The following is a 14,649-nucleotide window of genomic DNA, read 5'->3' on the forward strand; positions in this document are numbered from 1 at the left end:
GAATTTAAAACTTCCACAATTAGAAGAACAAGAAAAGCTATCAGGCTTTTTATCTCTTTTAAATTCTCGTATCCAAACCCAAAAGAAAATAATTGGAGATTTGAAATTATTAAAAAAAGAAATAACCAAAAAAATTTTTAACCAAAAGATAAAATTTAAAACATGCAATCAAGAAGAATTTCCAATTTGGAAATTAACAAAATTGGAAAACATATTAATCAAATATGAAGAAAGATCTACTTATAGTAATCAATATCCAATTTTAACTTCTGCAAGAACTGGGATATATTTTCAGAAAGATTATTTTGATGATAATGAAGTTGCTAGTAAGGATAACACAGGTTATAATATTGTTCCTAGAGGATATTTTACATACAGACATATGAGTGATGATATTGTGTTTAAGTTTAATATAAATAATCTTTGTGATAAAGGTATTGTTAGTACCCTTTATCCAGTATTTACAACTAAAGGAGTAAATGATTATTTTCTAAAAGAGTATTTAAATGAAGGACAAGAATTCAAAAATTATGCTCTCCTACAAAAGCAAGGTGGATCAAGAACTTATATGTACTTTAACAAACTAAATAAACTAGCATTATATTTCCCTTGTATTCAAGAACAAACGAAAATAGCTGAGTTTTTATCAAAATTTGATGCAAAGATAAATCTAGAAAATAAGTTACTAACTCAATACGAAAATCAGAAAAAATATTTATTGCAAAATCTTTTTGTTTAATAGAGCTTTATTTTCTGGAGAGCCTTGTCAATATTTAAAATCTTGACAAGGCTCTGTTTTCAAACAAACAAATTAGCCAAAAGAAACTTCTTCTGAAGTTCTAATTTTTCTAAAATTTGTTTTTCTGTTTCTAATTTTTCTTGAATAGAAGAAAGAAAATTAGCTATTTTAGTTTGTTCTTCTCTACTTGGTAAACTTATTTTGATATCAAAAAAATCAGTTATACTTATATTTAAAAGTCCATGATTTCTTGCTCCTTCTTGGGCTATCTTTTCTATTTCTACATTGTGATATCCTGAGTCAAAATAATGTTTCATATACTCAGAGTTTATATAGTCGTGGAATCTAAAGCAAATATATAATGTTGAAACGACACCCTTTTTATAATTTATAAGCTGTTTAATTGCTCCCATCGGATAGCCATTTGAATAACTCTTATTATAAGCAAAATCATTTTTTTCTAATAAATAATAATTATCTATGTTTTTAGCTGACACGGATTTACTGAAAAAATCTAATTGGCTAATTAAACCGTATTGTGCTGAAATTGTTAAAACATTTTTATTACTTTCTATGTTTTTTGTTGTTATTCTTATTGATATATCTTTTAATTTTTTTATCTCCCAACTAGAAAAGTTATTTCCTTCATTCTTGAATCTAACTTTTTGAGAAAATATTCTTTCACGCCATCCTTGCATTAAGGATTCTAATTTTTCAATTATTTTCTTTTGGGTTTGTATGCGCTTGTCCATAAGAGATAGACATTCGGAAATCTTGTGTTGCTCTGAAAATGAAGGAAATGATAAATAAATATTAGAAATTCTACCCGCATTAATGCTTAACACCTTAGAACCTTGGGCTTCTCTTTTTATTTGATTTCTTACACTATCAGATTTTAATAAATATCCAAGAAAGCCTTTAAAAAAAATATTTTTTTGCGGTCTTGCTAAAAGGGTGTGTAAGCCTGAAAGTAATTTTTCACCATTAAGATTTGTAACTTCAATACTTTTCCCAACATCGTTTAAATCTTCAGATGCATCTGCAAAAATAATATCTCCTTCTTGACAATAAAAATCTTCTGAAATTCTACTTAGAGGAATATCTTCATTTATATAAGGTACATTTTCTTTTTCTAAATCAAATAGAGTTTGAAATTTAGTATGAATATCTCCATAGTGAATATTTTTTACGGTTCCTGATTCATAATTAAGATTATCTCTTGAATAAGAATTAGTTACTTTGAAGGTCATTAGCTCTCCAAGTTTCTCATTTTCCCATGGATCGGTGAATTGAGAAAACCTTAATTTCGGTACATTTCTCAAATTAGGAAAATTCTTTACACTTTTATTTTCTTCTGTCATCTTGATTATTTATTTGTTAAAATTCTAAGCCTTGAGGATTTTACTAAGCCAAAAAATTAGCTTACTAATCCCAATTCTTTCAAATAAACTTCAATTTCAGAATCAAGTTGAGAACGCTTTGCTTCAAGTTCCTTGATTTCAGCCATTACTGCTTGAATATCAATTTCCTCTTCCTCTTCAAAAGTATCGACATACCTTGGAATATTCAAGTTGTAATCATTATCAGCAACTTCTTGTAAGGTAGCTTTATGACTGAATTTTTCAATTACTGTACGATTTTGATAGGTATCAACAATTTTGTCAATATGTTCATTGAGAAGCACATTTTGATTTTTCTGTTTTTCAAACTCTTTACTGGCATCCACAAACAGAATATCTTCATCGGCTTCACGGCATTTCTTAAAAATTAAAATACAAGTTGGAATACTTGTACCAAAGAAAATATTGGCAGGTAGACCAATAACAGCATCTAAATAATTTTTTTCTTTGATAAGGTATTTTCGGATAACTAATTCTGCTGCTCCTCGGAATAGAACTCCATGAGGCATAACAACTGCCATAATTCCATTCTCATCCAAATGATGAATCATATGTTGTATAAAAGCAAAGTCTGCTTTTGAAGATGGGGCTAGTTTTCCGTATTGTGAAAATCTTTCATCTAAAAGATGAAGCTCATTCGCACTCCATTTAGCTGAGAAAGGTGGGTTGGCAACAATAGCATCAAACGTTTTATCAAGATGTTGAGGCTTTTCCAGTGTATCTTCTTGGCGGATATCAAAATTACTGTAATTAACACCATGAAGAATCATATTCATTCTTGCAAGGTTGTAGGTAGTACGGTTCATTTCCTGACCATAAAAGTCACTTACTTTTGCTTCACGAGCAACACGTAAAAGTAAGGATCCACTACCACAGGTAGGATCGTAAACAGATTTTAATTGTGATTTTCTACTGGTAACTATTCTTGCCAAAATAGTAGAAACTTGCTGCGGGGTATAGAACTCACCAGCCTTTTTTCCAGCACCGCTGGCAAATTGTGCTATTAAATATTCATAGGCATCTCCCAAAACATCAGCGTTAGTATCAGATAAATTGAAATCAATATCATCAAGGTGATATAAGACTTTTGAAATCAATGTGTTCTTTTCGTCTTCTGTTCTCCCTAATTTTGCTGAGGTAAGATCTAAATCATCAAACAATCCTTCAAAGTCATCTTCACTACTAGTTCCAAGAGTAGATTGCTCAATATTATTAAGGATTTTGGAAAGCTCAGCTAAGATGAAATTAGATTTTCCTTCCTGCTTTTGATGTCCTTTTTTAGCAATATTACTAAAAAGTTCAGAAGGTTTTAGAAAATAACCTAGATCTTCAACAACTTCTTCATAAATAGCTTCAACAATTTCCTTTCCAGATTCAGAATTTTCATCAACATCATTATAATCAATATCTTCTCCAGAATCTAATAAAATTTTGCTTGCTGTAAAATGAATTTTTTCAGAAAGATACTTGTAAAAGATAAATCCTAAAATGTAATCTCTGAATTCATCAGCATCCATTTTACCACGTAAAGTATTAGCTATATTCCAAAGTTGCTGCTGCAACTGTCGTTTCTGTTCTTCTGACATTTTATCCTTAATTAAAAACTTTAAAGATATTTTATTTTAGATTAAAAAGAAAGAGTAGAACCGAAAATTTTGTATAATGTTGATGTCTTAATTGTAAGGTATTGTAATATAAATGAATGGTTGTAAAGTTTTAATATTCTTCTACTATGACAACTTGACTCCTCCTACACATCCACCTCCTCAACCTCCAAACCGGCAAATACACAAACACCACAGACAAAATTCCAGCCAACGTTCCCACCACTACAGCCATCGCTGTAGCATCCAGCTTATAATCCTTAGAAAAATTATACTGCCCTAAAAAAAGCATCGCTAAGACCAAAGAACAGGTAATCACGCCATGCAGAATACTCAATTTGGTCATTAACTTTTTAATATTCAACTGTTCATCTACGGTAAATTCAATGGCGCCTTGTCCGGCGGCATCGGTTACCCTTTTGATGATGTCTATGGTGAGGACAACGGGGAGAAACAGGGCCATGGGTAGGGTAAGGCGGGCTAGATTCTGTTCGCCGGAGAAAAAATGGGTGTAGCCCAATTCTTTAAAACTGGCATATGCAATAATAAAGTTAAAGAATACATTCGGAAGGACATAGTAGATCATCCGCTTTAATAAAAAGCGTCTGAGGGTGGTTTTCTTGAGTTTTTTGGGCGGCTTCGGCTTAAATTTCAGTTTCATACAGAGGTGGTCAAGAGCTCAAGGGCTTTATCTTTTATTTTCATAGCTTCCTCTTTCGGAAGGAAGTGTTCATTGGACATAAAGGTGAAATCCATTTGTCGGTTGTAAGTGCTGGTCACAAGAGTGTTGGAGTTCAGCCATGGGAATGCAACTGTGGGACTGATAATTGTCTCGAGTTTAAAATGCTGATAGTCGCCTCGGATATCGATTTTCCCCATATTGGATAAAGTCACATCATGTCCGCCGTTACTTGATTTCAACAGGGAAATCATGCGTTCTACGATCGGGTGCATCTGTTCACCCATCCATAGAAGCTCACGGGCTTCCATTTTATTGATCTTTTCAAAAAGATCTTTCTTAATTTCTTTGGCGTTGTCCATCACACTGTGATTTCCTTTCTTAATAGACAATTCCACAGTCGGCGCAAACGCAAACAGATGATCCTGCTTGATCTCAGGGATAAAGTGGCGCACATCTACCGGGCTGATCACTTTTCCTTTCGCTTTTTCACCCTGTACATCACGGAATGCCTGCATAAAGGCAGCACACAGCAAGGCATGGACGGAAATTCCGTTGGCCTTACATTTTTCGGTAATCTGCGCGGTAGTTTGAGGATCCAGCTTGCGGTGAAGGGCGTAGTTTTTCCCGAGGTTTCTTTTTTTGCTTTTCGATTGCAGCATAAAGAAAAAACGGGCAAATAACAGGTAAAATCGGGCTTTGAATTTTCTGGTACCCGCATTAAAATCCGAAGGCAGAAAATCATCTGCCGATTCAAACGGTTCATAGGGAAGCAGTTCAGCATCAGGATTATCCAGCAGCTGGAGAAGTTCCCGCATCAGGGTCACACTCGTTGTTCCGTCCGAAATACAGTGCGGCATCACCCAAAGGATTTCAGAAGTTTCTTTCCCTTTAACCCATACCAGTCGGGCCAAAGGCTTTTTATCATCATCAAACAAACGGAACCATTCCGTTTCCGATTCATACAGCCAGTCACTTTCCGTTTCCCGTTGTGTGATACGGACCGGGATGGAACTGATGTCCTGTTGTTCGATAAAAAAAGGATATTGCCCGGTTTTCTCATCAATAGATACCCTTAGTAAGGCATGTTTCTGCTGGATTTTATCTAATGCCAGCCTGAAATTTTCCTCCGGAAGCTGTCCCGAAATGCGGGCTGTAAATATAACATTTAAAGGCGTTTTAGAATCTACATACATGATTCTTTCCACCATCATTAATCTTCTTTTCATCATGATACCACTAGATTTTCGATTTGCTGATGAACCGTTTTTATAATCTCATCGCGGATTGCCAATGCTTCAGCGTGAGGTAAGTAACCTTCACTTCCGACAAAGGAAAAATCCATCTCGCCACGATAGGTGGAAACAACAAGCGTAGTCGTATTCCCCAGCGGACCAATCACAGAAGGACTGAAGATGGTATCCACCGTAAATTCTTTGTACTGATGCGGTATCTGGATACGCCCCAGATTGGAAAACATACAGTCGTTGGATGATTTTCCGTTCTTTAGCAGTCTCGTAAAGCTGTTCAGGGCATCATGTCCCGATTCCATCACCATCATGGTGGTGTAAGGATCAAGTCTGGAGGTTTTACGCTCTACCGATTCCTGCATGGAACGAACATTTTCCAGGAAACCGATTTTATCATTCGCAGAAACAACGATCATCAGCCCGAAAGCGAAAATATGATCATTCTTAATCTGGGTGGCAAATCGGCGGATATCTACAGGACACGAAACTTTATTAAAAGCAGCGGTACCTTTTACTTTTTTAAATGCCTGAAGGATCGCCACGGATAAAAAGGTATTAACCGTAATCTGATTGGATTTGCAGTAAGCAATCACCTCCTGGCTTTCCCTTTCATCGAATTTCCAGTGCATCAGGTAATCGTTTTGCCTGTCAACGGCTTTTTTACCCACAGGAATGTATTTGATCACCGTGGCGGCAAGGCGGCCGATAAACCGGGCTTTCAGTTTTTGTCTCCTGCTGTTGAGAATGTTGGCCGGAACCACATCCTGAATACCCAGAATAGGTTTTTCAATGCCGATATCAGCAGAAGGATTGTCTAATACCTGCAGGAATTCATACAGGAAAGCCATAGCAGAACCACCATCGCATAAACAATGGTGGAACGCAAACAGCATATCGGAAACGTCTTCCCCCTTGATCCATACAAAACGGATCAAAGGAAGTTTTTCATAGTTAAATGGAGTGCACCATTCCCTTTTTGACTCATCCTGCCACTGATTTTCATGTTGACGGGCAAGGATTCTTACAGGGATGGATATGGAGGATTCGGGTACATCAAACCAGGGAACGTTTTTTTCATCATGAGCAATAAGTGCCCTGAGCCATGGGTGTTTCTGTTGGATACGGGCCAAAGCCCTCTTGATATCTTCCAAATTGAAGGTACCTCTCAGCCTGAAGGGGATCACTGCATTAAAAGGTTCTGTGCCATCTCCCAAAAGCATGCGTTCGCCAAATAACAGTCGTCTTTTCATATATAAACTTATACCGAAACTAATGTGGATTCTTGTTGTACAAAATTTTCTAATAATTCTACCGCTTTATCATTACCACCCGCCGTGTGGAATGTGTTCTGAACCTCTTTGGCAGCTGCTCTGTACTGAGGGTTTTCCAATAATTCAAAAACAGTTTCACGAAGCGCTTCTACACGAAGACGTTTGTAACGGATGCTGATTCCACAACCTGCCTGCTCAATTAATTTGGCAATATGGAAGTGGTCATAAGCGATAGGGGTAATCAGCATCGGCAGCCCGTTGCGGAACGTATCGTTAACGGTATTGAAGCCGCCATGACAGATGACCATATCCATATGAGGCATTAATTCAGACTGAGGAACAAAGCTGTTGACAATAAAGTTTTCCGGCCATTCCTCAAAAATATCAGGCGGAGTAGCGGCTACCACAGTCACCGGCTGGTCTGCAAAAGCGGCAATTACCTTCTCGAAGAATGCTTTTCGGATATCTACCAGTAATGTTCCTAACGATACAAAGATCTTCGGAGTGGTAGCAGCGTGCAAACGCTCCCATTCAAACGGAGCATGATTCGGACGTCCTTTTACCGGACCTACAAATTTCATATGGGAAGGAACAGTCTCAAATCCGGCGAATGCCTGAGAAGTAAATACCATATTCAGCTTATGGGAATGAATGAAAATACCGTCATCCTCAATTCCTACTTCTTTTTGCAGGTTTTTGATCAGGTTTTGCTGCCATTCCCAGATCTTGGGAGCACTTTTTTCCGTATCTCCCATGACATCCGGTGGTACCGGAGTCGTCGTTACACAAGGGATGTTGTGTTTATGAGCAAATAAAGCGCCCCCGAAGGTGATGCAGTCATTGACGATAACATCGGGCTTCCAGCTTTCTGTTAACCGGCTCAATCCCGGCATCATCATTTTGGCAAAGGGAACATAAGTTTCTTCAAGGGCTAGTTTCATCACTTCGGGACCTGAACAGGCAGGTCCGTCATCTTGTCTTTTTAGAATGCGTTGTATTTCGTCCTGGTAGGGGATAAGATCTTCATGAGGGTAATAGTAAGATCCTCCTTCCGGAATGTGTTCGTCTGATAATGGAGTGATCCCGAACCATTTTACTTCGTGGCCACGGGCAATAAGGCTTACCCCAACACTTAATGTAGGGCTGATATGTCCGGAAAACGGGGGGATAACAAATAAAAATTTTGCTTTTTTCATTTCTGTGGTAGGTGTTAATGCTTGTTCAAGTAAATCAGCTGCAGTGGCTGAACCGCCGGCTTCAACAAAAGATTGTCCGACTTTCCGGGCCGCTTCACGATAATTTGGGTTGTGTAAAATCTGTTGAACGGCCTCTCTCAGGTGATTCGCTTTAAATCTATTAAAATTAAGACGTTCCCCTGCTTCGGTACGAACGACACGTCCTGCAACATGCGACTGGTCATAGGCAATCGGAATCACCACCAATGGAATACCGTTGGATAAGGTTTCTGAAACTGTGTTATGGCCACCGTGGCAGACCACTCCGTCGAGATGAGGTAACAGATCCAGTTGAGGAACCTGCTGATACACCATAAAGTTGTCCGGCCACTGCTCAAAAAGCTGTGGATCTGAAACCACAACAACCGTTAAATCTTCATCTTTAAAGGCATCAATCACTTTCTGGAAAAATGCTTTCTTATGATCGTGATCGAAAGTGGTTCCGATGCTTACGAGAATCTTTTTGTTGGAGGCACTGTTGAGCCTGTTCCAGTCAAATTCACAAGAGATACGGCGTTCCGTAAGAACAGGTCCTGTAAATTGATACTGAGAAGGCAGGTCATCCATTTCACCAAAGAAATAAGTGGATGTTAAAACCAGAGTTAGTAAGTCGGAGGTTGCCAAAGAACGTTCTTCATGAAAGCCAAGTTCTTTCTGCAAGTCGATAATCTGATTGACCTCCCACTCGTGTACTTTCGGAAGCTCATTCATAATTTTAATGGCAGCCGGAGCGGTGACGGAAGTCGCGTAGGGAATTCCCAGTGCTTTGGCAGCAACGGGAGCTGCAAACAGCTGATGGTCCCCGATAATCAGATCGGGTTGGTAAATCTTTAACAAAGCAATGATCCCGTTATAGCAGTGTCTGTTTAGAGGGATCAATACCTCTTCGTACAGGAATTTAACGCTATCGATGCCGTAGACTACTTTTTTTGATATAATATCCAGGTATTGTTCGCTCTCTTTCTTTTCTTCATCAGTCTGATCGTATTGAATAAGAAGAAGCTTTCCACCTTCCGGAAGTTTGGCCTCCAGGGTAGGGTCAAGGCTGATCCACGCTACTTCGTGGCCTCTTTCCAATAGGGTAGCACCAATGCTCAAGGTAGGATTGACATGTCCTGTAAGGGGTGGAACTATAAATGCGAATTTAGCCATGTTTTTGTGTTAAAATTTTAGATAAAAAATCAGTGATGGTCTCTGCGATCATCTGGGGTTCCTGGATAGGAATGTTATGATCACCCGGGATCAGTTCCAGAACTGAATTCCCGATCTGAGTCTGCAGCCATTCTCCTGTAGGCCTGCAATTGGAGTCTGCACCGTAAAGCAATAAGGTGGAAGCTTTCAATTCGTTAAAATCAGCTTCATTCAGGAAATCTTTTTCCCTGATCATATCTGCTTTAATGCTGGTTTGATTAAACAGAAACTCATACATACGATGGTTCTTTTCCATTTGTCTTTTCCCCATCTGAACTTTAGTGGTATCCGTAAAATTGGCTACATAATGCTCCAGAAACTCTTTGCTGTATTCATCAATGATATTGCGGGCCTTTTCATCCTGAGGGTCGGGAGCTTCCGTTACCACCAGTTTATTGATGCGTTCAGGGTATTGTAACGCTGTTTTTAAAGCGATAAGGCCACCGAAGCTATAGCCGGCAAGATGTACCTTTTTCAGTTGCAGCGTATCCATTAAACAAATCAGGTCGGATGACATGGTATCAAGGTCATATCCGTCAAGGAAACGCTCACTCATTCCGTGGCTTTTCAGGTCGTACATGACTACATGGAAATGCTGCGCCAGAATTGGGGCAATATTAAAATAATAAATAGACAGATTGCTGAACATCCCGTGGATTAAAACCACGGTCTGTTCAGCTGTTTTGTTGAGTTCCTGTATATGAACCTGTTTATTATTGACAGTGATTATTGGCATTCGTAGATGTAATTGATGATCATACTAAGGTCAAGATTGATCAGCTGGTCAAGATCCATAGAAGACAACCAGCCTGTAAAATCGATCTGATCTCCAAAATGTGCTTTGATCTTTTCAGAGAAAGATACAATCTCAATACTGTCCATTTCCAGATCCTTGGTGAATGAACTTTCAGGAGTAATATCCATTTCTTCTACAAATTCAGCACCTATCACTTCAGTAATAAAACCTTTTAATAATGTAAAAAGTTCTTCGTGGTTCATTTTTAATGTTGCGTTTACAGTGTCCATCCGATAATATAATTTTGATGTTTAATAGTTTTGATTTCAATGTTGTTGATCCACAGGTGATCATCTTTTATAAGCTCGACTTCGAAGGCTTTTGGATTTCCTTTCAGTCCTGTTCCCAGGAACTTTCCGTAGGCTTCCTTGGCCACCCAGAACCGCGTAGTCCACTCGGCCTGATCTATGTCTTTTAATAATGTTAATTCATGGTCGGTAAATACCATGTCGTAGAATCCGGAGCTGCGTTCTTCAATGGTTTCCATGTCGATTCCTACAGGTTTTCCGTACCGTGCGATACCCACGGCATCCTTTCCTTTGTGAGCCAGTGAAATATGGATGTTTTCCGTAAAATCACTGATGAGGTAAGGTTTCCCCACTTCATTGGAGCGAATCTCAAATGTAATCGGGAAGCAGGCATGATTTTTTTCCTGACGAAGAAGGTGTCTTACAGCATCTTTTACCGCTACACGGCTTACCATCCAGTTTTTCTTCTTATTCGGTAATAATTGCTGGTGATGCTGTTTTTCCGTCTGGTTGAAATACCTTTTCAGGATAAAATCCCATGAAGCCACTCTTGTATACGCCTGATGGAAGTAGAATACTTCAGGAGCAATCTCTTCAGAAAGGCGATTGTGCAACGGTGACATGGAAACATTCCATAAGGCAGCGTCAATTTCCAATCTTCTGTTTTGCCAGCCTGTAATAGAACACCATGGCTTTCCGTCTCTTGTCAGAAGGATGTTGGCAATGGCGAACTCATCATTGAGCTCGGTCAGCATACAGGTACATTCAAAAATACCTTCCTGATCATGCATATCTCCAAAGAATTCTATATCTCTAATTTTTACAGGGAATGCAATACGGTCTTTGACCAACGTAAGCTGTAACCAAAGCCCGAATAATTGTCCTGCATTGTCCAGTAACGAACCTTTACCGCCGTTTCCTTTGATTTTTCCGATAATCCCTTTGGAACCAACGGCAGAAACTTCAGTGATCCCCTGATACCGGTCTCCGTGGAACATATGCATGTCATAGATTTCTTCAGGTGTTCTCTGAATAGGTAAAAGATCACCGATAGAGAAATTGAATGCAGGAACCGGAACGGGAGAAGATTTCAGCAATACTTCGGCATTGGCAAAATTTTCAATATCCAGATACGCATGGTTTTGGGAACGCCATTCTCCTTTTACGGTTTTTTCAAAAGGTTTGGCGACGTTCATCCACTGGAAGACACTTACGTTCATGATTTTATGAACCTGTGTTCCCGGGATTTCTGCTTCGGCAATTTCTGCCAGCTGTTCAAAGATCATGGTCATCGGAATTACCGGTTCCATGTCGGCTACATGAGCCCATCCTTTAGGCTGTCTCAATAAACTGTGATCGATAAGGTACGGATGACTTTCCAGCGTTACGTACAGATCTTTTGAAAAAGTAGTACTTCTCGGTGCTTGCGGTGCTACGGGAGCTACCGGCTGCACAGGAGCAGGACGTTGAATTTTAATATTTGGTTGGTTTTGGAAAAGGGTTAAAACCTCTTCCTGCATACGGATCATATCAGCTACGTTATCCTGGAATGCCTGCACAAGAGGATGTCCCGTTTTGGTAGCGATAGAGGCTGATGCGGTGTATTGTTTTGGTGTTTCAAAGGCGGGAACTAAAGCCTGGGCTTCTTTAAAATTACGGATAATCGGGGATCCCAATTCCAGTTTAATTCCTTTTCCTGACGATTTTTTGGTGTGATTCTGAATATCTAAAAAGTCAAGAGCTATCACTTTGCCCTCAACGAATAGGGATGCGACTACACGCTGCAGCTGAGCCAGTGCAGATCGTGTAGGAACGCTGGACGCAATCGTGCTGAATGCTTTTCCTTTTAAAGTATCATCAATAAAACCTATCAATCCTCCGGTACCGACCTGAATAAAGCATCTTGCGCCTTCCTCATACAATCTTTCGGTCAGTTCACGGAAGCGAACCGGCTGAACAAGGTGTTCTGCACTCAGTTGTCTGATGGCAGCCTGATCCGCAGGATAAGGCTCCAGGGTCGTCGCGGACCATAAAGGGATTTTTGTTTGCTGGAACTGCGCTTTTTCCATTCCGGCAAGGATGACCTCCAGTTTATCAGCGATAAAAGGAGAATGAAATCCGGACTGGAACGGCAATACCTGATGGAAAATCTGTTTTGATTTTAGTAAAGGTACCAATTCATCCAGTGCAGCATTGCTTCCGCAAAGGATGACCTGATTCGGGCAGTTATCATTGGATACGTATAAGTCTGAAATCTCTGCAATAAAAGGTTGTACTACATCAATTCCTGCTCCTATAGCAATGAATTTGGAATCTTTTAATTCAAAAGTTTCAGGATGCAGAACGTCAATCAGCGCTTTTACAGAGTTGGCTTCTGCCAGTTCTGAGGAATATCCTGCAAGCCATTCTCCTAAACTGTGTCCTGCATTCATATCCGGAATGATTCCCAGTTTTTTTAAGGAATTGTCAAGGATACTGCAGTTGTTGAAAATGTTTAAAGCATCGGTTAAAAGACCTTCACCTTCTGTCTCGATAGGTGCTGATAATCCGAAATACCGGCTAACGGTTTCAACCTCACCTTTCGCAAGGCCGTCTAAGCCTGGAAATACAAAGGCTACTTTGCCGCCGTCTTTTAATAGCGGGGCAGAAGTGTACCAGATATCCTGTTTGTTTCTCCAGGTAATATTTTTGGAAACAATTTTAAGTGCTTTTTCAATTCTTGCCGGTGTCGGATCAAATATCGCTACTCTGAAATCTCCTTTTCCAACGCTTGTTTCGTTATTTTGTAAAGCAGAAAGAAGTTCTGCATGAGTGGGTCTTGCCAGTAATAATACGCTGTCTTTTTTCGGCATATCGTAACCTTCCAGCACTACGTGAGCATTGATTCCTCCGAAACCGAAGGCATTCACTGCTGCTACTTTCGGAAGTCCTGTTTTTGACCAGTTTTGGGGTTCCTGTATGGGAGCAAAACGGGTTTTCTGCATATCTGCAATGGGATTCTCACAATATAAGGTAGGTGGTAAAGTGTCATGGTGTAATGCCAGACAGGTTTTGATTAATCCTGCAATTCCGGCAGCGGGCATAGCATGTCCGATATTGGACTTTACCGATCCGATACCGGCTGTCTGAGCCGAATCTTCTTTTCCGAAGAATTGTGCCAGGGTCTGGAGCTCTGTTTTATCTCCAAGCGGAGTTCCGGTACCATGAGCTTCAAGGTAACCCACCTTGTTTTTATCAAGATCAGCATTAGTCCAGGCTTGTTCAAGGGCTTTCAACTGACCTTTTACGGATGGGCTCATGACACTGGTTCCGTTACCATCGCTGCTTACACCTACACCTTTGATAACAGCATAGATTTTATCCTGATCACGAATGGCGTCTTCCAGCCGTTTTAAAACGACGAATCCGCAACCTTCTCCAATCAGTAATCCGTCAGCATCCCTACTGAACGGCTTGATCTGCTGCTGGCGTGACATCGCTCCCAGCTGGGCAAAAATACTCCAGAAAGCGGCATTTTGTCCTGTATGAACTCCTCCTGCGATCATGATATCTGCACGGCCACGCTGAAGCTCCTGTACTGCATGGTCTACAGCAATAAGGGCGCTGGCACAGGCTGCATCTACAGTAAAAGCTGCTCCTCCAAGGTCAAAACGGTTGGCAACAAGTGATGCTACAAGATTAGGAATTAATCCCATTGCAGTATCGGCTGCAAAACGTCCTTTGCGCTCCTGGAAAGCATGTTTTACTTTTTCGATGTCAGCAGTAGATACCTGGGGTAAAAGTTCCTGCAGCAGCGAAGAAATTTGTTCTCCGGTTCTTACGATTTCTATCGCGCGGGTAGCTCCGGGTCCGGTATAGTTTCCTTTACCTATAATGATCCCTGTTTTTTCAAGGGAAGTTTTCTTTTGAAAAACGCCTGCATCTTCCAGTGCTTTCTGCACCAAATCAAGGGTCAGTAAATGATCAGGCTCGGTTCCTTCAACAGCCAGCGGTAAAATACCAAAGGCAGTGGGATCAAATTCATAGTCAGGGATAAAGCCTCCCCGTTGACAGTAAAAACGGTCAACAGGATGGGTAGCATCACTGAAGTGAACCGGATCTATCCGATCGGCCGGAGCCACTTGGGTAGAATCTACTTTATCGACAATATTCTGCCAAAAAGTGTTGGCATCCTGTGCCCCGGGAAAGACACAAGAAAGACCAATGACAGCAACATCTGTTTTCTTCATACTTAGT

At 40.0% G+C, this 14,649-nt stretch carries 10 protein-coding genes; 1 reads left to right on the plus strand and 9 read right to left on the minus strand.

The features are described from left to right. The coding region (locus tag M030_RS24220) for a restriction endonuclease subunit S (protein WP_228375252.1) at positions 1-739 on the plus strand (739 nt) is incomplete at its 5' end. 59 nt (positions 740-798) lie between these two features. On the opposite strand, the gene M030_RS24225 is transcribed toward M030_RS24220, so the two are convergent. From M030_RS24225 to M030_RS0114380, 9 genes are all read right to left on the minus strand, one after another. Further along, positions 799-2,100, minus strand: a complete 1,302-nt coding sequence (locus M030_RS24225; RefSeq protein ID WP_051585086.1) for a restriction endonuclease subunit S — start codon at positions 2,098-2,100, stop codon at positions 799-801. A gap of 56 nt (positions 2,101-2,156) precedes the next feature. After that, a complete protein-coding gene (locus tag M030_RS0114345; protein WP_027374129.1) occupies positions 2,157-3,725 on the minus strand; it encodes a type I restriction-modification system subunit M in 1,569 nt (522 codons plus the stop codon). A gap of 130 nt (positions 3,726-3,855) precedes the next feature. Beyond that, complete coding sequence (locus M030_RS0114350) at positions 3,856-4,404, minus strand: hypothetical protein (RefSeq protein WP_027374130.1); 549 nt, start codon at positions 4,402-4,404, stop codon at positions 3,856-3,858. Then, positions 4,401-5,654, minus strand: coding sequence for a condensation domain-containing protein (locus tag M030_RS0114355; protein WP_027374131.1), 1,254 nt, complete (start codon positions 5,652-5,654; stop codon positions 4,401-4,403). The genes M030_RS0114350 and M030_RS0114355 overlap by 4 nt, the downstream gene beginning before the upstream one ends. Next, complete coding sequence (locus M030_RS0114360; protein WP_034722701.1) at positions 5,651-6,922, minus strand: condensation domain-containing protein; 1,272 nt, start codon at positions 6,920-6,922, stop codon at positions 5,651-5,653. Before M030_RS0114360 ends, M030_RS0114355 begins: the two co-directional genes overlap by 4 nt. A gap of 8 nt (positions 6,923-6,930) precedes the next feature. Next, positions 6,931-9,330 (minus strand): glycosyltransferase, encoded by a 2,400-nt coding sequence (locus M030_RS0114365; RefSeq protein ID WP_027374133.1) that lies wholly within the window; start codon positions 9,328-9,330, stop codon positions 6,931-6,933. After that, positions 9,323-10,105 (minus strand): alpha/beta fold hydrolase, encoded by a 783-nt coding sequence (locus M030_RS0114370; protein WP_027374134.1) that lies wholly within the window; start codon positions 10,103-10,105, stop codon positions 9,323-9,325. Before M030_RS0114370 ends, M030_RS0114365 begins: the two co-directional genes overlap by 8 nt. After that, on the minus strand, positions 10,096-10,395 hold the full coding sequence (locus M030_RS0114375; RefSeq protein WP_002977699.1) for an acyl carrier protein: 300 nt from the start codon (positions 10,393-10,395) through the stop codon (positions 10,096-10,098). The genes M030_RS0114370 and M030_RS0114375 overlap by 10 nt, the downstream gene beginning before the upstream one ends. Further along, a complete protein-coding gene (locus M030_RS0114380) occupies positions 10,383-14,642 on the minus strand; it encodes a type I polyketide synthase (RefSeq protein WP_027374135.1) in 4,260 nt (1,419 codons plus the stop codon). Before M030_RS0114380 ends, M030_RS0114375 begins: the two co-directional genes overlap by 13 nt. Between the last annotated feature and the right edge of the window lie 7 nt (positions 14,643-14,649).

Source organism: Chryseobacterium sp. UNC8MFCol, assembly GCF_000482305.1.
GTDB lineage: Bacteria > Bacteroidota > Bacteroidia > Flavobacteriales > Weeksellaceae > Chryseobacterium > Chryseobacterium indologenes.